23 protein-coding genes are annotated in these 22872 nt (G+C 45.4%); 4 read left to right on the top strand and 19 right to left on the bottom strand.

Annotated features, from left to right (window positions below; translation table 11 throughout):
• Positions 1-47: 47 nt before the first annotated feature.
• The 11 genes from GPLA_RS06735 to GPLA_RS06785 form a co-directional block, all read right to left on the bottom strand.
• Positions 48-2336 carry a TonB-dependent receptor gene (locus GPLA_RS06735; RefSeq protein ID WP_007104112.1) on the bottom strand — a complete coding sequence of 763 codons (2289 nt, stop codon included), beginning with the start codon at positions 2334-2336 and terminating at the stop codon, positions 48-50.
• Between the two features lie 311 nt (positions 2337-2647).
• A complete protein-coding gene (locus GPLA_RS06740) occupies positions 2648-3688 on the bottom strand; it encodes a chromophore lyase CpcT/CpeT (RefSeq protein ID WP_007104113.1) in 1041 nt (346 codons plus the stop codon).
• 16 nt (positions 3689-3704) lie between these two features.
• Positions 3705-4865, bottom strand: a complete 1161-nt coding sequence (locus GPLA_RS06745; RefSeq protein ID WP_007104114.1) for a CaiB/BaiF CoA transferase family protein — start codon at positions 4863-4865, stop codon at positions 3705-3707.
• A 41-nt stretch (positions 4866-4906) separates the two neighbouring features.
• The gene (locus GPLA_RS06750) at positions 4907-6097 is read right to left on the bottom strand and encodes a CaiB/BaiF CoA transferase family protein (protein WP_040514101.1); all 1191 of its coding nucleotides are present in this window, start codon (positions 6095-6097) and stop codon (positions 4907-4909) included.
• A gap of 80 nt (positions 6098-6177) precedes the next feature.
• Entirely contained in the window at positions 6178-7353 is a 1176-nt protein-coding gene (locus tag GPLA_RS06755) for an acyl-CoA dehydrogenase family protein (protein ID WP_007104116.1), read from the bottom strand.
• 16 nt (positions 7354-7369) lie between these two features.
• Entirely contained in the window at positions 7370-7888 is a 519-nt protein-coding gene (locus GPLA_RS06760; RefSeq protein ID WP_007104117.1) for a MaoC family dehydratase, read from the bottom strand.
• The gene (locus tag GPLA_RS06765) at positions 7888-8733 is read right to left on the bottom strand and encodes an HpcH/HpaI aldolase/citrate lyase family protein (protein ID WP_007104118.1); all 846 of its coding nucleotides are present in this window, start codon (positions 8731-8733) and stop codon (positions 7888-7890) included. The genes GPLA_RS06760 and GPLA_RS06765 overlap by 1 nt, the downstream gene beginning before the upstream one ends.
• A 2-nt stretch (positions 8734-8735) precedes the next feature.
• Positions 8736-9626, bottom strand: a complete 891-nt coding sequence (locus GPLA_RS06770) for a polysaccharide deacetylase family protein (RefSeq protein WP_007104119.1) — start codon at positions 9624-9626, stop codon at positions 8736-8738.
• Positions 9627-9664: 38 nt separating this feature from the next.
• On the bottom strand, positions 9665-10507 hold the full coding sequence (locus GPLA_RS06775) for an SDR family NAD(P)-dependent oxidoreductase (RefSeq protein ID WP_007104120.1): 843 nt from the start codon (positions 10505-10507) through the stop codon (positions 9665-9667).
• A gap of 8 nt (positions 10508-10515) precedes the next feature.
• Complete coding sequence (locus GPLA_RS06780; RefSeq protein WP_007104121.1) at positions 10516-10824, bottom strand: hypothetical protein; 309 nt, start codon at positions 10822-10824, stop codon at positions 10516-10518.
• Between the two features lie 345 nt (positions 10825-11169).
• Entirely contained in the window at positions 11170-11613 is a 444-nt protein-coding gene (locus GPLA_RS06785) for a hypothetical protein (protein ID WP_007104122.1), read from the bottom strand.
• Positions 11614-11911: 298 nt separating this feature from the next.
• On the opposite strand from GPLA_RS06785, the gene lpxL reads away from it, so the two are divergent.
• Positions 11912-12811: an LpxL/LpxP family Kdo(2)-lipid IV(A) lauroyl/palmitoleoyl acyltransferase gene (gene lpxL / locus GPLA_RS06790; protein ID WP_083882010.1), complete on the top strand. Its 900-nt coding sequence runs from the start codon at positions 11912-11914 to the stop codon at positions 12809-12811.
• Between the two features lie 265 nt (positions 12812-13076).
• Here the strand turns inward: lpxL and GPLA_RS06795 are convergent, their stop codons facing one another.
• The 3 genes from GPLA_RS06795 to GPLA_RS23565 all read right to left on the bottom strand — a co-directional run bounded on the left by GPLA_RS06795 (position 13077) and on the right by GPLA_RS23565 (position 14857).
• The gene (locus GPLA_RS06795) at positions 13077-13469 is read right to left on the bottom strand and encodes a hypothetical protein (protein WP_007104124.1); all 393 of its coding nucleotides are present in this window, start codon (positions 13467-13469) and stop codon (positions 13077-13079) included.
• Positions 13470-13551: 82 nt separating this feature from the next.
• Positions 13552-14220, bottom strand: coding sequence for a cold shock domain-containing protein (locus GPLA_RS22905; protein WP_007104125.1), 669 nt, complete (start codon positions 14218-14220; stop codon positions 13552-13554).
• A 454-nt stretch (positions 14221-14674) separates the two neighbouring features.
• A complete protein-coding gene (locus GPLA_RS23565) occupies positions 14675-14857 on the bottom strand; it encodes a hypothetical protein (RefSeq protein WP_007104126.1) in 183 nt (60 codons plus the stop codon).
• A 37-nt stretch (positions 14858-14894) separates the two neighbouring features.
• Here GPLA_RS23565 and GPLA_RS06810 point away from each other — a divergent pair, with 37 nt between their 5' ends.
• Together GPLA_RS06810 and GPLA_RS06815 are read left to right on the top strand one after the other, a co-directional pair.
• Positions 14895-15629 (top strand): substrate binding domain-containing protein, encoded by a 735-nt coding sequence (locus GPLA_RS06810; RefSeq protein WP_007104127.1) that lies wholly within the window; start codon positions 14895-14897, stop codon positions 15627-15629.
• 119 nt (positions 15630-15748) lie between these two features.
• A complete protein-coding gene (locus GPLA_RS06815; protein ID WP_007104128.1) occupies positions 15749-16609 on the top strand; it encodes an EamA family transporter in 861 nt (286 codons plus the stop codon).
• Positions 16610-16667: 58 nt separating this feature from the next.
• Here the strand turns inward: GPLA_RS06815 and GPLA_RS06820 are convergent, their stop codons facing one another.
• The 5 genes from GPLA_RS06820 to GPLA_RS06840 form a co-directional block, all read right to left on the bottom strand.
• Positions 16668-17141, bottom strand: a complete 474-nt coding sequence (locus tag GPLA_RS06820) for a DUF6314 family protein (RefSeq protein WP_040514089.1) — start codon at positions 17139-17141, stop codon at positions 16668-16670.
• 106 nt (positions 17142-17247) lie between these two features.
• Positions 17248-19146 carry a TonB-dependent receptor plug domain-containing protein gene (locus tag GPLA_RS06825; RefSeq protein WP_007104130.1) on the bottom strand — a complete coding sequence of 633 codons (1899 nt, stop codon included), beginning with the start codon at positions 19144-19146 and terminating at the stop codon, positions 17248-17250.
• 437 nt (positions 19147-19583) lie between these two features.
• Positions 19584-19958 (bottom strand): hypothetical protein, encoded by a 375-nt coding sequence (locus GPLA_RS06830; RefSeq protein ID WP_007104132.1) that lies wholly within the window; start codon positions 19956-19958, stop codon positions 19584-19586.
• The gene (locus GPLA_RS06835) at positions 19959-21179 is read right to left on the bottom strand and encodes a class I SAM-dependent methyltransferase (protein WP_007104133.1); all 1221 of its coding nucleotides are present in this window, start codon (positions 21177-21179) and stop codon (positions 19959-19961) included. It abuts the gene before it with no gap.
• Entirely contained in the window at positions 21179-21907 is a 729-nt protein-coding gene (locus GPLA_RS06840) for a hypothetical protein (RefSeq protein WP_007104134.1), read from the bottom strand. The genes GPLA_RS06835 and GPLA_RS06840 overlap by 1 nt, the downstream gene beginning before the upstream one ends.
• A 267-nt stretch (positions 21908-22174) precedes the next feature.
• Here GPLA_RS06840 and GPLA_RS06845 point away from each other — a divergent pair, with 267 nt between their 5' ends.
• Positions 22175-22846, top strand: coding sequence for an isochorismatase family protein (locus tag GPLA_RS06845; RefSeq protein WP_007104135.1), 672 nt, complete (start codon positions 22175-22177; stop codon positions 22844-22846).
• Positions 22847-22872 lie beyond the last annotated feature (26 nt).

The following is a 22872-nucleotide window of genomic DNA, read 5'->3' on the forward strand; positions in this document are numbered from 1 at the left end:
GGTCTGTCGCGTTATTCGCTCATCAACTAATTTGCCTCAAAAGCGCATTAGAATTTGTATGACGCTGTGATACCGAATTCACGGCCTCGGCTCGGCGCAACAGGAAAAGCACGAGAGCCATAGGCAAAACTTTGCACGTCTATGTATCTGAAGACATACGTAGGTGTGTCATCATCAGTCACGTTGTTCACCCAAGCAGTAACCCGCACGTTTTCAAACTGGACGCCAGTTTTTAGGTGTACCAGTTTACGCGAGCCCGTCTCAATCAAGTTATGGATATGGGCGTAGCGGCTTGAATCGTATGCGAAGTCCAAACGACTAAATAACTCCATGTCATCGCTGATCTGCGTTGAATAATTAAGTGCTAACGTTGCTTCGTTCTTCGGTACTTGTGGCGGTGTATTGCCCTTCACACTGCCGAATTCACGTAAGTTGTCACCCACGCAGAAACTAGACGCACCTCCAGGGGCAAAGAAGCGACACTGATTACTGTCAAATAATTCTTCAAACTGGGCGTCGGTGCGTGATAAACCAAAGTCTAAATTGAAGTGTTGGTTAATAATCCACTTGCCTTGAATTTCAATACCTTTTATCTCAGTTGACCCCGCATTAGAGGTATAAGAAACAGGCGGCCCTTCTAGTTCATCAAAACTATCGGTGAGCTGTTGTTTGGTCCAGTCCATGGTGTACGCAGCAGCTGATACATAGAATTTACCATCGAACAAAGTAGACTTAACGCCTAGCTCGTACATCACCATGTCTTCTTCATCCACCACCACCAAGTTGGCCGGTAACAGCGTGCTGGTATTGAATGAGCCTGGGCTATTGCCCTCAGAACGGGTTAAATACACTAAGGTATCGTCATTTAAATCGTACTCACCAATAAAGCGTGTGGTGGTGCTATCAAACTCGTTACTCACATTGGCGAACTGTTCATTTTGAATAAGTGTATCGTAAGCCTCTGTCGTCACTTCATCGCTGGAGCGACGTACTTCAGCAGATAAACGGAAGTCATCGGTAAACTCATAGGTCCCCATGGCCATAAATGCCGTGTTGTCTAACTCTTCTGAAAAGTTATCAATCGCAGAGGGATCTCGTTCTGAATGCCATAAATAGGCACCTACAGACCAATATAGCTTGTCGTCAAAGGCACTTGAGCTGAAACGAAGTTCGTGGCTGTACTCATCTGAACCGGATGAATCTAGCGTGTACCAATCAGTTGCTGGGGTTAACAGCGGTCCACCACCAAAGAAACCAAAGCTAAACGACTCTTCAAAACCGTTATAGGTTTGATCAAGCCCAGTTTCACCGTCATAGGCATTCCAGCCACTGATCAATGAAAGCGTACCAAAATCAAAATGGTGATTCAGCCTAAAGCTCAAGTGCTCACTGGTATTGCGTAAACCATAGGCATCATTGGGTAAGAACCCACCGCCGCCTATACTAATTGGCTGATTGGTCAGGGCTTCGCCACAATAGTAGGCCTTGGTATCCAAGAAACAATTATTGTGCTCAGCGCCTTGAAAACCAAATGGCTGGGCTTCGTCATCATTTTCGTTATATATATAGTTAAGTGAAATATCGGTGTTTTTGCTCGGTGTAAAATACAGGCCTAACATACCAGATTGGGTTTTTTCACCGCCTATGTCTGGGCCACCTTCTTTAGTATTCTTCCAATCACCGTCATAGCTATCAGCTGAAATTGACGCTCTAAAGGCGAACATATCGCTTAACTTACTGGATACCCCAGCAGCAAATTTCTGGTTGCCGTGCTGACCCAAGGTAAGATTGACATAACCTGACAATTCATCATCTGGTTTGCGAGTGATAAAGTTAATCGCGCCAGAAAAGGTACGACGACCATACTGAGCACTTTGTGGCCCTTTGACAATCTCGACTCGCTCGATTAAATCAAGGGGTAAGCTTTGAATAGAGCCACCAAAATACACACCGTCGATAAAGTAAGACGCTTTCTGCGAACCGAAACCCGGGATCCATGACACACCCCGGATAACAGGGATATCAGATTGACGACCGAACGTTTTCTCCATAGACATACCCACAGCGCTTATGGCGATATCGTTAATATTCTGCAAACCGCCTTTTTCAATGTCATCGGCATCGAACGTGGTCACAGAAATAGGAATTTTATTCAACGTTTCTTTACGATAACGCGAAGTAACCTCAATTAACTCAATCGCCTCTTTGTCGAATGTTGTTTCAGTGTCTGGCGCGGCCTCTTGGGCAAACGCGCCAAAGGGCGCGGCGACAAATGGTGCCACTAAGGCTAACTTAATCATTTGCGCTAACTTGCTACGACTGTATTGCATGTTCATGGGTGGTCCCTCTGACTTTATTGTAATTGTTCGTTTTGGTGTGCATTTCCGATAACACGGATGTAACGAGTTAACAGGTATCACTTTAGCCAAATTTGCACGGACAAATCCGCCCAAAATTTCCACGATTGACATTTATCAAAGGAATTCGCTTGATAAATGTCAATGTAAACGAGTGACGAGGGGAGCGTTAAAATAATGTAAACAATCTATTATTGAATGAGACTTAAGTCATTGCTAGTGCACATAAAAAAGGCGAGTCATTAATTGACCCGCCTTATCCCGAAGTTAACATTCTTATACTACAATGCTTAAAATCCGAAGTGCGGACGTGTCGCTTTAATCTTCAGGCCGGCTTGCATCCAGCGTAGATTCATTCCAGTGGTGGGATTGGTTCTGTCACTCCAAATATACGTGATCGTTTTTCCGCTAGCATCATCAATTAAACCAAATTTAAAAATCGGGTCTGACGTGTTTTGATAGGTTAGCAAGGCCAACTGGATGGAATAACCTGATTTTTCACCGGTTTTTGCATCTTGCAAAGCAACAATTTGCCCTTCGTTATGCATGAGTAAATCACGATTGAAAACCCACTTCGCATCGTCTGGGGCGTCCTTTCCACCGATACGGGTGCCGCCCCAGCCAGTAAAATAAACCACCTTACGATTTTTATGCGGGATACCGGCTTTATTACCAAACACATAATTACCCTCTTCATCAGCAGCTTTATCCGCTATCCAAATTTCGTTATCCGTTAAACGTAGTGTGTCGTTGAAGAATATTTTTTTACCACTGCGTTTAGACACAATACTGCAACTGTTGTGGCCCATAGTGCCGTCGAAGTATTCGCCGTTGTAACGCCAATACACTTCGCATCCCGGATAAGTAGTGATCTGGTCTGGTGTTAAGGTTTGATACAACTCTGGATGTAAGTGAGCATCAGCGTATTTGGCTTCATCCTTAAAACGATAAATATTTAACTGCAATGCACCTTTTTCTTCGTTTTGCACAAATTGATACAAGCGCTGGCGATATACCTTGCTTGGGTCGCCGTCCATATATTGTTTTACGAAATAGGTTGTGCCTTCAAGGGCCGGTGTTGCCAGCGGCGCGAACACATGATGAATATGCTCATGTACCTGCAACTCAGGATCATTTTCTTTTGAAATATTGTCTTGCCAATGTTGTTCGTGGTTATCAAATTCAGCCGCAAACCATTGGTGGAAAAGCGCTTCTTGAATGGTATCAACATCTTGTTCTTTTGCCGAGGCGGCCACCTGTAATGTGCCTTGTTGGCTGGCACATCCTGCCAGACTGGCGGCGACACATAACGCAGCGATAATTTTTTTCATATCTGTCCCTAAGTAGTTAAATAAACGCATTTTCACTGCGCATGGTTGCTATATCTTGTTCGCTGTAGCCCAGTTCACTTAACAGTGTTTCCGTGTCTTGGCTAAACCCGGGTAAGGTAAGCTTGGGTTGTGCTGGCTCTTGTTGAAACTTAACCGGCACACCGAGATGTAAGTTGCCATGCTCATCGGTTAACAACATATCGCGCTGGGCTAAATGTTCGTCACGCACAGCATCGTTTAAACTGCGCACCGGTGACCAACACACGTCAATATCAGCTAAAAACGTCTGCCATTGACTGAGCGTTTTACTGGCAAAAGTATCTTTAAAAAATTCTTTCACTGGTATTTGTGCGCTGCCTGGCGGCTGCTGACAAAGTGCAATTAAGTCTGCTCTGTCCAAAGCCATCAGTAAGTTTTTGGCAAACTTAATCTCACTGCCACCTAAGGTAATATGCTGGCCGTCGCTGGTTTGGTAAATATTGTACATGGCTGCCCCGCCCCAACTGCGTTCCTCTTTGGGATCAGGGGAGCGATTTTCAGCAAACGGTGGGCCCATCACATTGGCATACCAAGCCACCAGTGAGTCTTGCATGGATATATCAATGTAATCCCCTTGGCCGGTTTGTTGGCAGCGTAACAAGGCCATTAACACCCCGGAGAATGCCATTAAGCTGCCCGCCATATCGGCTACCGGCATGGCGGGCTGAGCGGGTTTACCGTCTTGCCCCTGATTAATCTGCAATGCCCCTGAGTCGGCTTGAATACTCAGGTCATGAGCTGGATTTAAACGCTTCGGACCCGTTTGGCCGTAGGCGGAAATTGAGCAATAGACAATTTTTGGATTGATCTTTTTGATAGTCGCAAAATCAATACCTAAGCGTTCAACTACGCCTGGGCGAAATGCTTCAACTATCACATCAACGGTTTCACATAATTTGTAAAACGCCTGTTTTCCGGCTTCACTTTTTAAATTCAGGTTAATGCTTTTTTTACCGCGAAATACGTTCCTAAACCACACCGACTGACCATTTTGCTGTAGGCCGATTTCCCGCACTGGCTCGCCGGTAGGTGGCTCAAGACTGATCACGTCAGCGCCATGATCGGCCATCATCATCGTAAAATGCGGGCCCGGCAAGAACAGGGATAAATCGAGTACTCTAATTCCGTCTAATTTCACCTAGCGCCCCTCATTTTGATTGATACAAAGATGCTGGCACATCACACCGCTTTTCCTGCACTAAGCTCAGCAATTTGTGCTGCGCTGTAGCCAAGTTCCTTCAGCAGAGACTCGGTATCAGTCCCCATAGGTACGGCAGCTTTTCCGCTTAGACGCTGACCATCAAGTTTGATGGGATTAGCCAGTATTTCCATTTTTTGATTAGCAGGGTGCGGCACACTTTGCACCATACCGATATCGCGAATGTATTGGTTGTTTAATGCCTCAGGTACATCATAAACGGGCGCACAAGGAATACGTCCTTTAAGTACTTCAAGCCAATGGGCAGTTGGGTGAGCAGCTAATACGCGGTCAATCTCTGCGGTTAATACATCGCGGTTTTCCCGCCGTCCTGCAACAGCCGCAAAACGTGACTCTTTCAACACCGCGTCGTCTAAAATATCCACCAGCACATCCCAAAATTTATCCGTCATGGCCATAAGGAACACGAAGCTGTCTTGGGTTTTATAAAGCTGACATGGCACAGTCGCAGGGTGTGCTGAACGCGCCACGCGCTGCACCACATGGTTCTCGTTTAAATACCAAGTCGCCGGGTACGACAATTGATGCAAGGCTACGTCGAACAAAGATACGTCCACATCACGCCCTTGCCCAGTACGGTGGGCTCCGAGCATGGCGGCCGTTAGGCCTAAAGACGCCACCGCCCCGGTCATAAAGTCGACCATAGACACCCCAAAGCGTGTGGGCGCTTGGTCTGGCTCGCCAGTGAGCGACATCAAACCCGCTTCGGCTTGCATCAAGTAATCATAACCGGGCCAACTTGCCCGGTCGTTATCACGGCCGTAGGCAGATAAATGTCCACAGACAATTTTTGGATTAATGTGCTTTAACTGCTCGTAGGTGATACCTAATTTTTGTGGCTGGTCGCCCCGTAAGTTGTTGGTCACAGCATCGGCTGTTTTCACGAGTTTCTCGAAGACTTTTCGCCCTTCGGGTGACTTTAAATTTAACGTCAGACTCTTTTTATTGACGTTAAACGTCTGGTAAAAATAGCTGTCGTTTTCACCCAAGAAAAATGGACCGGTTTGGCGAGACACATCTCCGCCAATGGCAGGGTTCTCGATTTTAATCACCTCGGCGCCCAAGTCCGCTAAATACATGGAGCCATAAGGCCCTGCCCCATATTGTTCAACTGCAATAATACGTACACCATCAAGGGGAAGTTGTGTCATGGCTGTGTCCTGTATTTTAACTGTTTTTTGATGTAGATCTGGGCTTAGCAAATTCATTTACTAAGCCCAGCTGATAAGCGTTAAATTTTATTCTTATCGATAATTTGCTTAGCAATGATAATCCGCTGCATTTCGTTGGTACCCTCACCAATACACATCAACATGGCATCCCGGTAGAAACGCTCAATGTCGTATTCCACCGAATAACTGTAACCGCCAAAAATCCGCATGGCTTCGTTGGCACAAAATACCCCAGCTTCAGAGCCAAAGTATTTCGCCATGCCCGCTTCCAGATCGCAGCGTTCGTTGGCGTCATATTTAGCCGCGGCTTGCTCTATCAGCAGTCGGGCTGCTTCTACTTGGGTCGCCATTTCCCCTAACTTGAGCTGAATAGCCTGATGCTGGCAAATCGGCTTGCCAAATGTTTCACGCTCTTGTGCGTAGCGCACAGCAAGTTCAGTTGCGCCTCTGGCAATGCCGGCACCCCGTGCAGCAACATTAATGCGCCCCAGCTCTAACCCACCAATGGCGTGTTTGAAACCTGAACCTTCTTTTTCACCGACCAAGTTGGCAGCGGGTACGCGTACGTTTTCAAATACCACTTCACAGGTATCAATTGAGCGATAACCGAGCTTTTTCATCTTGGAGACAGTGATACCTGCCTTGAATTCACCCTTTTCATCTTTGGTTTCAACAATAAACATGCTGGTGCCTTTATGAGCCGGCACGGCATTCAGATCGGTTTTTACCAGCACGGCTAATGAGTTACCGTTTAATGAATTGGTGATCCAGGTTTTCGCCCCATTGATGATGTAATCATCGCCGTCTCTTACCGCTGTGCTGCGAATAGCTTGTAAATCTGTGCCCGCATTGGGCTCTGTTAAAGCAACCCCTCCGCGTAACTCGCCTGTTGCCATACGCGGCAAAAAGCGCTCTTTTTGCGCCTGAGTGCCGCAACGCTCTATGGCTGAAGCCTGGATCAAATGTGAATTGAATATGCCACTGGGTGCCATCCACGCTGACGCGACTTTCATCACTATTTTGGCGTAGATGGAAGCCGGTAAACCCAGCCCGCCAAACTCTTGGCCTATAGTGGCACCAAATAAACCCAACTCTTTCATTTGCTCAGCAAGTGCATGGGGATATTTGTCTGCTTGATCATATTCTTTGGCAATGGGGCGAACGTCGTTCTCTACCCACTTGTCGATCATGTCTATGATCCCTAACTCATCTTCTTTTGACCATGCTTCAGACATAGCAAACCTCTACTGATTAATAATTAACTTTTTCTTCAACCGAATGGCCTTGCTTGGCAATTAACATCTTGCGCACAAAGCTACATATCTGCTTACCGTCTTGGTTAAAACCAAGGGTTTCTACCGTGACTATGCCAGCACCTGGGCGTGATTTAGACTCACGTTTGTCGAGCACTTTTGACTCGGCGTACAAGGTGTCATCTTCAAATAACGGATAGGTCATTTTGATGTCTTCCCAGCCTAAGTTTGCAATCGCCTTTTGGCTCACATCCGTAACGCTCATGCCGACCATTAAGGCGACGGTAAAGGGCGAGCACACAATACATTTGCCAAACTCACTGGCCTTGGCGTACTCATCGTCAAAGTGCATAGGATGCGTATTCATGGTTAACAGGGTGAACCAGGTGTTGTCCGTTTTAGTGATAGTGCGTCCAGGACGATGCTCATAGGTATCACCCACAGTAAACTCTTCAAAACATCTACCGAAGGTTTCGCGATAACGGTTTTCGCCGACTTTTTTTACATTCTGTACCATTAGTTTTCTCTCTCGGTTTTGGGTTTTGAAGACGCGTTATTGACTAACGCTAACGTGCGTTGACAGGCTAAAATAATCGGCCTGTCGACCATTTTATTGTTGACCACCACCACGCCAGCATCGAGTCCATCGACGGCGGCCATAACGGCTTGGGCATAGGCAACTTGCTGTTCGGTGGGCATAAAAGTGTGATGAATCGCGTCAATCTGACAAGGATGAATCGCGGCTTTTCCACTAAAGCCCAAGGCTTTAACCTTGGCAGTCTCAGTGCGTAATCCCGAGTCACTTTTTATGTCTACATACGGTACATCGATAAGTCCCACATTGGCTTTTGCCGCAGCAAACACCAATTGACTACGTACAAACAACAATGGCTGATAACCAAATTCACAGCGCAGCTCAGCGGCCATATCCGCGCCGCCAAACATAATGTGTTCGACTTGCGCGCAGGCGCTGGCTATTTGATAGGCATTTTCAACCCCAGTCAGGGTTTCGATTAACGGAATAAAACGTGTATTGGGTTGGTTAATGACACGCTGTGCGTGCAGCACATCGTTGGCAGATTCACACTTAGCTAGCATGATCACATCGGGTGCGGTGGCATTCGCAAAAGCGTGTAAGTCTTTTTCGCCTGTTTCAGTACCAACAGGATTAATGCGCACGCAGAGCTTTTTTTCGTTATCAATGCAGGCCAACACAGCTGCACGAGCTGCGTCTTTATTCGCTGGCAGAACCGCATCTTCTAAATCAATGCAAACTAGATCAGCCCCTGCTGCTAATGCTTTTTCAAATCGCTCGGGCCGTGACCCAGGCACAAACAGTAATGAACGCAAAATATTGCTCATGGTTATTCACCATCACTGTTTTGAGGAATAAAACTGGCTGCAGGTACCTGCTCTTTAAACGTTTCTGCGATTTCTTGGCGAGTAGCAAACCATACACCCGGCTTGTTACTGACATATTCAAGGAACGCTGCTAATGCACCAATACGACCTGGGCGACCGATAATGCGCAGGTGTAACCCTAAGCTCATCATTCTGGGTTGCTCAGCACCTTCTTCGTAGAGTACATCGAAGGTATCAATGGCGTATTTAAGCCAATCGTCTGGGGTAAGTGAGGGCGCAACCCACATTTTCATATCATTTGAATCAAGAGCGTAAGGCACGATAACCATAGGTTCATCAGAGCCAGAAACCGCATCCCAAAATGGTGCATCAGCGCTGTAATCATCCATGTGGTACAAGAAGCCTTCCTCTTGCAACAAGCGGCGGGTGTTTTCGGTTAATAAATAACGCGACAACCAACCCAGAGGACGTTTACCTGTGGTTTTTTCGATACTGGTGACGGCATCTTTAATAAACTGGCGTTCTTCATTTTCGTCCATGCGAAATTGAAATATCCAGCGGTAACCATGGGAGCAAGTTTCATCATTTCGACGAGCAATGGCCTCAGCAATCTGCGGTGCACGCTCTAAGCTCAATGCGGCAGCGGTCCACGTTGCTGGCATCTGGTATTTATCGAGCAATTTAATGATGCGCGGCGCACCTTCGTTAATACCATATTGGTAGTTCGACTCGTTGCCGTAATTGCGCATAGGCTTTTTCAAATGAACTTGTAACTCGTCCACCGGCTCCATGCCTTTATCGCCTTCTTTTACGCTGTACTCTGAGCCTTCTTCGACATTCACCACAATGGACATGGCAAGTCGCGTATCGTTTGGCCATTTAAAATCTGACATCAATTTACTCGCTTATGTTCTTTTATGGACGTTCATAATTAATGATATTCTTCGCCGCCGGACACATTCATACACTCGCCCGTGATGTAACTGGCTTGCTCTGAACATAAAAATGCACAGGCTTTGGCTGTATCTTCCTGCAACCCCGGTCGCCCTAACGGAATACGATCGCGCATGTCTTGCATGTACTGCTCATAGCCTTTGCCGGTCACTTCTGAGAAATGCGCGTTTTGCCATGCGCCTAAACCTGTGGTGACATGATTTGGACAAATTTCGTTGACGTTAATCTTATGGCTGCCCAGCTCGATAGCCGCAACGCGGGTTAATCCGTTCATGCCGTGTTTAGAGGTGGTATAAGCAGATGCATGTCCAAAGGCAGACTTAGATGCCTGAGAGCCAATATTGATGATTTTGCCGCCCTTGCCTTGTTTAACCATTTGCGCTGCTGCGTATTTAACCCCAAGGAAGGTACCCCGCAGATTAACGCCTAACACCGCATCCCATTCATCCACTTGCATGTCTAAAATGGATTTCATCAAATAACCGATACCGGCGTTGTTGATCCAAATATCTAGCGCACCATAAGTGGCTACCGCAAAATCTACCGCCCCTTGTACGTCTTGTTCATTTAACACGTTGCACACAAACGCACTGGCGTCACCACCTGCTTGTTTGATGTCTGCGACGATTTGATTCATTTCCTCACTGTGGCCAATGGCGTTGTCCGGAGTATGTTCACTGACAGATTTACCGATGTCGGTGATCACCACTTTGCAACCCTCTGCCGCTAGCCGTTTGGCCATGGCTTCACCTAACCCAGCTTGTCGCCCTGCTCCGGTAATAACGGCCACTTTGCCTTTTAGTTCTGGATATTGAGACATAGCGCCCTCTACAGTTTTGACGTCATGATAAAGATAGGATTGTCAGCAAATTGCTGAAATTCACTGGCGACCTTCTGCATAGTCGCTGTTGCGACATCTTGTCCGAATTGGTCCATATCATTGATTTTTAGAATTTCGATATACTGATACGGCGGCGTTGTTTCACTCATCAACACGCCTTCTGATTTTAGTACTTCGAACGATTCAACGGACGCAAGGCCGCCGGCGGTGGGAATATCAGTTTCTGTGGCCCATTGACGATAAACATTTTCATCAACACCGGCTTGTAGATTAAATAACACGACTATGGTGGTCATTGGCTGCCTCGACTAAATAATTTGTACGGACAAATTTAGTGTGCGCCACAGGACAAGTCAATCATTGCTGAAATTAGCTCTGGAGTATTTGACAAAAAGCAATTGGCGCTGGATTGCGAGGTATCATAAGAGTGGATGGAGAGCGAATGCTAGGTAATGTCGTGGTTGATGGCCGGATAGCAGAAAGCGGGGTGGTAGAAAACAGTTTAGTTTAGAATCCAGTGTCCTAGTAAAGAACTTTCCACGGTGACTCTGGCCTCAGCAAAACCATAGGCTAAATATTGCCAACGTTAGATAAATTACCTAGCGTGTGGTGTAAAAATCAAATATATCCGCTAGTTACAGCTAAGCGTAAGTATCAACGCTTTTGGTCAATGCTGGGATCATAGGCTTGCCTTGCAGTTTTTGCAGGTCAGCTAATACGTCGCGAAAGTTCTCTGTCGACTGCCCAGTGCTTTCCCGATAAGAGATTCTGCTCTTGTAATAGTCAATGAAGTTCATTTTCTCATCCTGCACCGCTTCCATCTGCGCCTTTGTGTCAGACGTGAGATCAATACCATCAGAAGGCAAAACGATATAGCCCAACGGAACCTCCCCCGCCTTTACCAATTGATTATATTCCCGACGCGACATGCTAGTGAAGTCATACGTTTCGTTCTTTGTAGCTGGGTCAGTTAGGGTTGCCGTTTGCGGCAAGGCATTGCCATTGCTGTGTGGCTCATTGCTCGATTGACTCACACTCGAATGCGCACTTAGTGATGCTAGTGCTGAGTTTGTTTGTATATACATAGTTTCTGTCCTTGCGCGTTATCTCCACCTTCATAGCGAAGCAAAAGATATTCCAGTTATGCATTACTGTTTTGGTCACTCGCCATATGAGCCCATGTCGTCTGGTTACACTTCCTAAGAGCAAAAGACTCGGTAGCGTTAATGGTCATCTGCAGGACCTATCTTGACTGTCCGAAAAGATAAATCGCCGAAAGATGAAAAATAATGCTTACCGACCCTGCATATAAAAAAGCATTTTTGTTATAGTCGCTGATCTTTAGCAAATACAATTCAAATTTTACGGATGGCCTAACAATTCATGTCACTTTCTCTTCTTCATCCTAGGCACTGGGCCAGCTGGTTGGCAGTGTTCGTTCTTAGAATAATTGCGCTTCTTCCCTTCAAAGTAAAAATGTGGGCAGGCAGTGCATTTGGCAAAATAGGCTATCGACTCCTTAAACGTCGTCGGCACATCACCACAACGAATATTGCCCTGTGTTTCCCAGAGAAGCCCCCTCGCGAGCAAGAGCAATTGGTTAAAGACATATTTGTCGCCAACGGCATTGGTTTTTTTGAAATAGCTTGGGCTTGGTGGGCGAAGCCTGAATCTTTGCGTAAGCGATTTACCGTGCAAGGTTTACAGGTACTCAAGGATGCAACGCAAAACGGTCAAGGCGTGCTGCTCATTGGTGGTCATTATACCCATTTAGACTTGGCAGGTATGATGGTTAACCTAGTGGCTGATATGGACGTTATTTATCGCAAAAATAATGATCCGGTTTTTGAATATGTGATCACCGAGGGCAGAAAGCGGGTTTTTAAAAACGTCTTTGAGCGCTCTGATATGCGCGCAATCATTCGCACGTTGCGCGAAGGGCGCGTGGTGTGGTTTTCACCTGATCAAGATCACGGGATCAAGAACTCAGTGTTTGCACCTTTTTTTGGTATACCCGCCACAACGGTGACCTCGGCCAGTAAACTAATGAGGTTAGGCAAAGCCAAGCCAGTATTTGTCTCACACAAACGCGATCTTACAACCAATCAATATCAGGTTACTTTTGCCGTGCCAGAAGCTGAATTCCCCAGTGGCGATGAAGTGATAGATGCAACTATCATTAACCAGATGATTGAAAAAGCCATTCGAGAACAACCCGACCAATACATGTGGGTACATAGACGATTTAAAACCCGCCCAGCAGGTGAACCGTCGGTTTATTAATCAACGAAAATGATCGGCATATTAAGAGGCTCGGCAATTATTTCAACCGCGAAATTTCAGTCGTAAAATGACCCAATTTTACGACTGAATCGACAGCATAGGATTTCAAAACTCCACGCTAAGTCATTTTGAAATCTAAACATTTGTTACCACAGCTTTTCACTTTTGCTTAATTCCACCATGAAATTAATAACGCAACAGAAGTTAAGCGGTAGTTATTCCCATTGGTTATTTCACTCGGTGAGTTAATCGCCACTATGCGCATTTACTCAATTTGCAAAATTACACTTACCTCAAGTGTTTCATAAGCACACTGGGTTGCTATTGGTAACAGGGATGAAAATTCTTGGCTAACATAACCCGCTTTCTCTATAAGCACGTCATGCTCAACCAAATTATACCCGCCCCTCAAACTAAACGTCTCTGCACAATGATTTAACGCCGAGCCATAAACCGTTTCGCTAATCTCTGAATTGCTCACGGTTAAAATTGCATCACAAACATTTAAAGGCACTTCATCAACATCGAAGATTTTTATATTCACTGCAGGAATTATGACCGGCACAATGATTTCAGGGCACTTGGCAGCTTGTTCCTGAGTATCACCACAGGATGAAAGGCAAATTATTGATACAATTGAAATTCCGAAACGATTCACTCTACTCTCCATGTTATATAACGTTTGCGCCCAACATCATTTCATAAAGTGTGCACTACGACTATCAATGCTGTTTTGTTTATTAAATAACCACTTGTACAAGCCAACTCACTAAGGAGTATCCAGCAAATGAAGAAGTACCCACAATCAAGGTAAACGCCACTAGGCAACCCTTACTTTGCTGGGAAGATGAATAGTTATTTTCTTGACTGGGGTTATTTCTTAACCACTCTACATGACACGTATTACAATACAGTCGTGTAAAACCTCTGTTCCAAGCGCTAATCGTTCGCTTATCAAAATGCTCTACTTTTTTACATTTAGTACAATTAAATACACGGCTCTTAGGCTTTTTTTGGCGGCCAAGAAAAATCAAAGCGATAACGGCCGGGATCGCAAATACGATGGCGTCTTCGATGCTATTTAATTTAAAATAGGTGTACGCGGCAAGTAGCGCTAACGTGGACAGAGCAAACATTAATAGGTAATCAAAGCCATTTTTTGTCTTAGGCTCTACTTTATTGTGACGCTGGTATTGACTCGTTTTAGATAAACCTTCAATCGCAACCTTTGATGCTTTCAATCTATTTTGCTTGTCGGTTTGCGCAGTAAATATCACTAAATCCCCAATCTCAGGTCTGCGATCTCGCGTAGTAAGACTAGAAATATGGAAAAATATTTTTTGACCATCGTCCGATGTGATAAAACCAAAACCTTTATCATCTTTCCACTGACTAATTTTTCCATTCATATTACTTACAGACTCCATTCTAGACTGATCTATTTAACGCTTTCTTTTAACGAATCCCCTCATAAATTAAAGCGGAAACAATGATAGAAACATGCATAGCGTTATTTAATTTGGTTTTCATAAAATCGGCATTTCGCCAAAAAACAAACCGATAACAGCACTCTGCATTATATTTATATCTTACACGATTTTCTCTAAAATTAATTTTTTCTGGTAAAAAAACACTCCTTCATCGAGAATGAAAACCCGCAATTTTCCCTGAGATATCGAAGTATACGAGCGTAAAGACAATTCCCGTTTTGAGGCCTCGATATAGCAACGAAATACAGACACTGCACATATCTAACCTTTTTAATCTAACTTTTTAATCGAACAAAAGCTCAATACTTTTACCGTTTTGACAGTGCCTGTGTTAACAAAAATATGTTATCGCAGTTTCTTCGCCATTGAGCCACTACCTTCCGATAAGTGGCTCACCTTCTGGTTTAAAACGATAAACTAGATAGGGCGCTTTATTGGTGTCTTCTCCTTGATTTAAAGGTGCAGACAACCATATTTGTGTTGCCGCTGTGTACAGGTAACCATCGGGACCAAAATTGACGGCATCAGGCCAGACCACATCACTACTTGACGTCAAGGTGCGCGTTACTCCCACCCATGAAGGTTTGCTTTTTTTGGAACACGCAAAACGTATTCTGGATGATGTTGAAGAGACCAGAAATGCTTTTAAGGGGAAAGATAATGATATTCAAGGCCGCATTCGTCTGACCGTTTCCGCAGCCTACGCACGATTATACATAGTGCCTTTTATTCCTGAACTGCTGCGACGCCACCCCAAATTAGAGATTGAAATCGACTTCACAGATAAAACCGTTGATATTGTTGAGCAGGGTTACAACATTGCTTTTCGAATGGGCGAATTACAATCGTCCAGTATATTGGCTAAACGTATTGCGGATAATCCAATGTTCCTTGTCGCTTCCCCAGAGTATCTTAGTCGCGCTGGAGAACCGCAAACACCAGCAGAACTCGCCGACCATACCTGTATTCCATTTGCAAAACTTAATCATTGGCAATTTAAAGATAACCATGGTGCTATTCATAATGTAGCGGTAAATGGGCCCATAAAGGTCAACTCGGGAGATGCGATTGACGACCTAGTTCAAGCGGGTGTTGGTATTGGCTTAGGCTCATTGTGGCACGTAGGGCCTGCTTTACGAGCTGGCCGTGTAAGGAGAGTGTTGCCGAGTTACAAAGCGTGGCCAGCAACCCGAATTTGGGCAGTACGTCCTTCGGGAAGACTGACTCCCAAGCGAATCAAAGTCTTTCTAGACTATATAGAAAAGGTTATACACACCACCAATGAAAAAAGGTACGGTGATTTGCTGCCATCCCAAGGTGATGAATAACCTTGCTTACACGGGATGACTAACCTCTGTGTTTCTAAACCATAATCAAACAGCAATCTTGATTAAACCGGCGCGATGCAATACTTTAGCGCGCACACAATTTTGCAAAAGAGTCTCGCGTGTTTTATTTAGTCGCCGTCACCGTTTTATGGGCATTTTCGTTTTCTTTAATAGGTGAGTATTTGGCGGGCGCCGTAGATAGCTACTTTTCTGTTCTTACTCGAGTATTACTCGCGTCTCTCCTGTTCTTACCCTTTCTGAATATTTCGCTACTGAGCGCCAAGCAAAAGCTTGCTCTCGCCTGTTTAGGCGCATTACAGCTAGGTATGATGTACATCTTTTTCTACCACTCATTTCTTTATCTATCTGTACCGGAAGTACTCCTGTTTACTATTTTCACCCCACTTTATGTGACTATGCTCAACGATGCGCTATTCAAGCGGTTCACCCCTTTTCATATGTTGTGTGCGCTAATTGCCACTGTTGGCGCGGCAGTCATTCGTTTTGAGGGCATCAGTGAGCACTTCTGGACAGGTTTTTTCATTGTGCAAGGAGCTAACCTTTGCTTCGCGCTTGGTCAGGTCGGCTACCGAAAACTGGCATCCACATTCCAACCATCCATTTCTAATCATAATATATTCGCGTGGTTCTACCTTGGCGCCCTTGCTGTAGCCTTGCCCGCCTTCTTTATGTTCGGAAATGCAAGTCAATTACCTCAAACTACAACACAGTGGGGCGTGCTGTTATGGTTAGGCGTGATGGCATCTGGACTCGGTTACTACTTTTGGAATCAAGGCGCTCTGAAGGTATCGGCAGGTACGTTGGCCATTATGAATAATGCACTGATACCCGCAGGGCTGATTGTCAATCTTGTGCTTTGGCAAATAGACACAGATTATAGTCGGCTTGCACTGGGTGGTTTCATTATTGGCATTGCGCTGTGGTTATCACAAAAGCGCAGTACAATAGATGCGCTGTAAATTGGCAGGTAAGCACGTATTAGCCTGAGAATGCATTTTCAATTAGGCATAAAACACGTTATGCCCGTTGATAGAGGCTTATCATCTTATAGTCTTTTCGTGGGCCTGTTACCTGCCATGTGGACTCCCACCTCGGCCAATGATCAATCACATAATTCACCACATAATGATCGTCGCCACACAGGTGCTCCGCTCTAGGTTCAGCCGTACTAAAGGTATGAAAATATCGGTTATCATCAAATAACACGTCAATTTTGCCGCTTGCTTGCTGTCGCCACAAATAGGTGCGTTCAGCTTGCAGTGCCCTTCCATCTGGCGCGGTGACCAAGCCAGATTCATGGTAAAGCAAATGAGAATCTGACCACGTGAAGTTAGCCTGCCCCTTGAATAGAAACGCTTCACCACTACTTTGCAGGATCTGCCTGTTAAGCTGCCATGCTCCCACAAAGTCTTCAAGGCAAGAAGGTGAACCATTACCTGAAGTCGCTGCAGTTTCGAGATCTCGACCAGTGCTGTTGTTGCTATTCACCAAAGTTAATCCTTAGCAAAGTTACTTATCATTAAAATTACTTACGCCCAATATAAACACTGCCGAATTTGCCGAGACGGTAAGGCTCAGCATGTGTTATTCCCTCTTGTTACCAGAAATAGGTGGCAGTAGCAGATAGTTGATCTGAACGCCCCGGAGTGCCGGGAATTTCTTCAAAAGATTCGTCCCACAGATTATCGACAGCAAGCACAACATTTAAGCCTTCAAACTGCGGCGGCGAATAGGTCAGCGTAACATGCGTGAAAAACGCGGTATCGTGACCCTTTCTCAACGCGTTCTCTTCTTGTTTACGCCATTCATTGTCTACTCTTAATTCAAGCGATTCCACAGGATACCAAATCACCCCGAGTGTGAAGCGGTGCGGAGGATAGTTTAACGCGTAGAAGCTCGCATCTATATTCTCATCCCGGTAGTTTTCGGATTTATCAAGATAGGTATAGCTTGTTACTACATCAGCGTTTTCTAAGCGCTTAATAGCGATAAATTCAACCCCTATGGTTTCGATATCTACCGGATTTGCCACTCGCGCAGATGTAGAGTCGAAGCTGTAAGTCCAGTCGGTTAGCTCGTTATCCCAGCGGTAAAACACCGCTGAGTCTACGCGCCACGTGGCTTCATCTAATGAAACACCCAATTCCAAGTTTTTGCTCGTTTCTCGCTCAAGTGTGTCATTACTTCTAAAAAGGCCGCTTGACGTACTTCCGCCAATCGCAGTATACCCTGCCACTTGTGTGGCTTCAGAATAGGAAAAATTAACCGTGCGTGTAGACTTGTCTGTGTTTACCTTGTGCCAAACAATATCGCTTATCACTGATACGCTTGAATCATCGCGATTGGTATCGTCGTACGCAGCTCCTAAACGAAGTGTTATGTGCTCATTGTCTTTCAAGGCAATGGCGTATTCGGGCACGACGCTTAACTTATAGTAATCCCGCGAGGTAAAGTTGTTTTCAAGGGTCGTGGATTCAATATCATCAGCCGTGAACTGTGCAGCGTAGTTCACGGCAAGTTTTGCATCAACGCCATGGCGACCAGACACCGCGACTGATTTTACCTTGGTTTCGTGAAACGCTTGAAAGCTCTCTGGATTTTCCCGTGAAAAAACGTAGTGATCATTGTTCTTTCGATAATAAGCCGACACTTCAAAGGAGCTATCTTGGGCATATTGCTGCTGGTGATTAAACATCAACAAACGGGTTTGTAAGTCCTCGGTCTCGTTCACGTTAAAGGGGGTATATAAGTTAGGCCACCCAAAGAACTTATCTTGATAGCCGAAAAACACATCCGTTTGCGAGGTGTCACTTATTAGCTGTACCCGCCCAGATGCCCGCTCGAAACTGTGATCACCATTTTCTATGGTTCCATCGCTTTCAGAGCGCGAGTACTCACCTTCAACGCCTGCGCTCCATTCGGGCGATCCATCAAGAGACCAAGTAATAGCGTTGTGAACCCTTTGCATATTAAAGCTATTGTTGCCCACACCTAATGAAACACTGCCTGCGGTTTGAATAGGTCGCCATTTATAGGCAACCGAACCCACCGAGCTATTTGTACCGTAAAGTGAATTATCTACGCCGGTTAAAATAGCGGGTGCACTGAGCATTTCTGGTGCAATAGGAATTTCTGCAAAATAATGCCCTGTTTGTGGATCGATAAGGGTTGCACTTCCCACGCTAAAGCCTGTGTTTTCGAATATACCACCGCGGATCGTCACGTCGGCCTGGGCTTCAGCCATGTTTCTAGATTGAAGATCGACTCTGGGATCGTATTCCAAATTAGAAATGGGCGAATTAAAAGTGCCAACAGGTGATTCATTCGCTGTGGCTGCGCCTTCAATGGTAATTTTTTCAAGGTTCTTTTCAGCCGCTTTATCAACGCCTTTCCCAACCTCGCTTTCAAGGTTTTTTTCAGCAGGCACTGCACTATAAGAAGATATTGAGAAGGTAGAGGCCATACATAGAGCAGTCGTGATTACAGCGCGAATCATTGTGTATCCTTGGTGCGTATTTTCAAAAAGCTATTACGTGATCAACGAGTCATTAGTCTAGAACCAGCCGATAAGGTATATTTTTAATCGTTGAGTGTTCTCGTTAACCCGATATTAAACGGGCGAGGATTGTATATGATTAAGAGATACCTAGGAAGATGACAGGCGATGAAGAAGCGCGCTTAGCGGTAATCGCGCACAGAGCGTCCGTTAGCGATGATAGAATACTCGTTGGCGATATTGGTTTCAGCCAGCAGTGGCTTAACGGTTCGCCGTGCGCCTATTACCCTGCTGTTGGCATTTTGTGTAGTGTCTTTTTCTGTGACCCTTCGGTGCCTTTTCTGAGCTTCGATATATTTTTGAGGCTGAAATGCCGGACAACAAAACCCTGCCAAGTGCGTGTAACAGTGCAGTGCTTTTAGTGCAGCGGTTTTAGTTCACCATTTCGTCAGCTCATCCTGTACCGTTTGCATATCAGGATCATTATTCTCTAACTCTTCTTTATCTTGCTGCATCATCCGTAACACACGCGCTAGATAGGCTTGAGTTTCGAGACTGCGTTTAGCCACCTCTTCTTTGCTTGGTTGGTAGTGATCGAGCTGACCTTTTTCAATCAGGCCTTTATCCACCAGCATGCACTCAAGAGAGGCCAAACGCTCTTTGGTCACAGACAATTCCATGGCTAAGGTCATGGCGACTGACAGTGCTTGCTCAGTTTGTTTATCGGCTAAAAAGTAAGGACGCTGACCTTTGGCTTTGCTGCCTGCTAGATTGATTTTTTCACTTTGTGTCAGTATTTTTTTTTGACTCACTCATGCTGCATTCTCACTCTTTTTTGCGTGCTGGCCTTTCCATAAACCCAATGCGTTCCACACGGGTGAACGCCCGTAGTCTTCGCCATCTGTTTTTGGTTTTCCAAAAATCTTTTCGTCTACTTTAGATACCACGCCTACATCAAACAAATCGTTGGAGTCGAAACCACATTCAGTGAACACTTTCGGCAAATCCAGCTCGTGCATGGGGCCCCAATAAGGTTCGTTATTAAAATAAGTGTCCCAGTCGCGAATAAACTGCTGATAAACATCCATGCCTGCGTATTGCGGTTGCTCAAGGTGTAAATTCAAGCCGCCATCCGCTAACAAGCGTTGAATGTTTTTTAATATTTTAGGCATAGATTGATGAGATAATTCATGCAAAAACATCGATGTTGTAATCAAATCGAACGAACCATCATCGTATTGGCTTAAATCTTCGGCATTCGCTTGCACAAATTGAATATTGTTTACGCCTAACGATTTCGCTCTAGCATGGGCGTAGCGCAAACTGGGGCGCGCCACATCAACGGCTACCACCTGTGCATCGGGGAAATGCTCCGCTAAGGGCAACGCATTGTGCCCCACTGTGCAACCAATATCTAAAATACGCTTAGGCGAAAAGTCTGGATGCTGAGTTTTAAGCCAGTTGGCAATCCCCTGCCCGCCTCCGTCACTCAGTGCACCAAGTAAGCCTGCGGTGGTCACAAACAAACCCACATCATAGCTGGCAGCGACGGTTACGTCGTCCTCAAAATACTCTTGGTAATAACAACCCGGCTGGCAATGAATGTCGACTGAGCCTACGTTTGGCGGAATGCCCACGCTACTATCAAGTTGTATATTTGCATCATTTTCGCAGGCCTTATTAACCTTATCGACTATGTCATCAATTTGACCAAGCACTTGTGCTCGGGCCGCTTGATGGCGCATTTCCATGGTATTGCGGCGCAGCGCACTCCACATTTGAAAATAGCCGTTGTTCAGCATGTGTTTACGCACTTCATGGCGCGACGTGGGCGACTTACCCGTTTGCGCGATGATCTCAGGTTTGACCTGCTTATCAAAAGCAGTTCTTACTCCAGGCAATATTTGGCTGCTGAGGTGCACATTAAGATGAGTCAAAAAGTTAAGCCGGGCCACTTCATCGTGACTCGCCGCCGGAAACACATCGTGTTTGGTGAGCACATCCCACGAGGGTAAAGCGTTAGTATCGCTCATCACTCACCTCCAATAATTTGGTATTCGGTTAATTCATAATGGGTTTGCATGTAACCGTCGACACCGGCCTTGAGCAACAGATAATCGTCATCAGCCGTCACCCATAAATTATAAGGCGGATGTTCTTCCGGTAAGTTACCTGCGGTATCCACGACTTGAAAGTGACGTGCCCTAAACTTACCCGCTTGAATGACAATCTCTTCTTCGCCTACATATTGAATACCTAACCCATTCAGTTTAAATAACATGGGCCCGGTCGCCCCGCGATGATCCGGCGAGGTAAGCATAATATCAGGGAAGAACGTTTTACCCGGCCCTTGGGATAAATCATACAACTTCATTAAAATGCCATCGCCCACTATGGGGTGCGATTGTAACCACTTTACTGGGCTATCAAGCTCAATTCGCTGGGTAATACGCCCATCGCGCTGATTGTGGGTTTCACATTCAGCATAGGTATCGGTCACGCGGATCCAGCCGCTGCCTTCGTATTTGTCACCCACAGATAAACGCACACTACAATCAATCGGGCTGCAATCCTGACGCATTGATTGCACTACATCACGCACAACATTGGGCTCGTCGTCTATTTCACAGTGGGCATGCATCACTTGTACGCCATCAGACTGGGTGGTGAGGGTGAAAAATTCTCGTCCTCGTTCTTGGCCAAATTTTTCGGGCTTTTTGCTGGTATATTGGATCGTCCCGCGAATCGTTCTGTGCTTCATGTATGGGTTCGCCTTATCTGTATGGGTAAGTCTGTCAGCTTGTTGATTATCTTTTATCACTTAAAAAGCATTCAGTAATTGGCCGATGTCAATTTGGCCAGCAATTATATTTGCAAGCTGTGCTAAAACTAAGTTATAAATACAATTGTTATATCAATAGCACATTCACTATAAAGTGCACCAAAAGCTAACGCAATTCAAGGTTAAATTGTTGTCAATATCAGCCATAAAACCTATGACAATTATCAAAGATTTGAAGGTAAACCGATGCAAACAACCACTAAGACCGCAAAAGAAATATACAACGAGGTGAAAAACAACCCAGCGCGTAAGCGTTTTGGCTTTGGCAATAAAGCGGTATTGGTGAATATTGACCCGCAAAAGGCCTATACCTGCAAAGATGAATTTGCTACTGCTTATGAAACCGATCCGCGTCAAATGGAATATATTAACGAGATGTCAAAAACGTTTCGTGCTTTAGGCTGGCCTGTCGTGTGGACACACGTTGCCTACATGGAAGGTGCCGAAGACGCCGGTATTTGGGGTACCCGTACCGACACGCCTGATTCATTGCAGAATATCAAGTTCGATTCTCGGCGCAGTGAGTTTGATGACCGTCTTGAAATCGACTACGTCAAAGACGTGGTGTATTTAAAGAAAATGCCCTCAGCATTTTTTGAAACACAGCTACAGTCATTGTTGGTTTGGCATCAAGTGGATACGGTCATTCTTACTGGCGGGTCTACTTCAGGTTGTATTCGTGCCACGGCCGTTGATTCCTTGTCTCGTGGTTATCGCACCATAGTGCCTGAGGAGTGCGTAGCGGATAAACACGAGAGCTACCATTATGCCAACCTAACGGATTTGTCGTTGAAATACGCAGACGTACTGACCCTTGATGAAGTTAATCAATGGTTAACCCAGCAAAGCGCGAAATAGCCACTCAGTAGCAAAGAGGTAACGAA

Origin of the sequence: Paraglaciecola polaris LMG 21857 (assembly GCF_000315055.1) — a bacterium.
Lineage (GTDB): Bacteria > Pseudomonadota > Gammaproteobacteria > Enterobacterales > Alteromonadaceae > Paraglaciecola > Paraglaciecola polaris.

Coding starts and splice junctions, on each gene's coding strand:
- GPLA_RS06735 (WP_007104112.1), bottom strand. CDS start 2,336: ATGAACATGCAATACAGTCGTAGCAAGTTAGCGCAAATGATTAAGTTA.
- GPLA_RS06740 (WP_007104113.1), bottom strand. CDS start 3,688: ATGAAAAAAATTATCGCTGCGTTATGTGTCGCCGCCAGTCTGGCAGGA.
- GPLA_RS06750 (WP_040514101.1), bottom strand. CDS start 6,097: ATGACACAACTTCCCCTTGATGGTGTACGTATTATTGCAGTTGAACAA.
- GPLA_RS06755 (WP_007104116.1), bottom strand. CDS start 7,353: ATGTCTGAAGCATGGTCAAAAGAAGATGAGTTAGGGATCATAGACATG.
- GPLA_RS06760 (WP_007104117.1), bottom strand. CDS start 7,888: ATGGTACAGAATGTAAAAAAAGTCGGCGAAAACCGTTATCGCGAAACC.
- GPLA_RS06765 (WP_007104118.1), bottom strand. CDS start 8,733: ATGAGCAATATTTTGCGTTCATTACTGTTTGTGCCTGGGTCACGGCCC.
- GPLA_RS06770 (WP_007104119.1), bottom strand. CDS start 9,626: ATGTCAGATTTTAAATGGCCAAACGATACGCGACTTGCCATGTCCATT.
- GPLA_RS06775 (WP_007104120.1), bottom strand. CDS start 10,507: ATGTCTCAATATCCAGAACTAAAAGGCAAAGTGGCCGTTATTACCGGA.
- GPLA_RS06780 (WP_007104121.1), bottom strand. CDS start 10,824: ATGACCACCATAGTCGTGTTATTTAATCTACAAGCCGGTGTTGATGAA.
- GPLA_RS06785 (WP_007104122.1), bottom strand. CDS start 11,613: ATGTATATACAAACAAACTCAGCACTAGCATCACTAAGTGCGCATTCG.
- lpxL (WP_083882010.1), top strand. CDS start 11,912: ATGTCACTTTCTCTTCTTCATCCTAGGCACTGGGCCAGCTGGTTGGCA.
- GPLA_RS22905 (WP_007104125.1), bottom strand. CDS start 14,220: ATGAATGGAAAAATTAGTCAGTGGAAAGATGATAAAGGTTTTGGTTTT.
- GPLA_RS06825 (WP_007104130.1), bottom strand. CDS start 19,146: ATGATTCGCGCTGTAATCACGACTGCTCTATGTATGGCCTCTACCTTC.
- GPLA_RS06835 (WP_007104133.1), bottom strand. CDS start 21,179: ATGAGCGATACTAACGCTTTACCCTCGTGGGATGTGCTCACCAAACAC.
- GPLA_RS06840 (WP_007104134.1), bottom strand. CDS start 21,907: ATGAAGCACAGAACGATTCGCGGGACGATCCAATATACCAGCAAAAAG.
- GPLA_RS06845 (WP_007104135.1), top strand. CDS start 22,175: ATGCAAACAACCACTAAGACCGCAAAAGAAATATACAACGAGGTGAAA.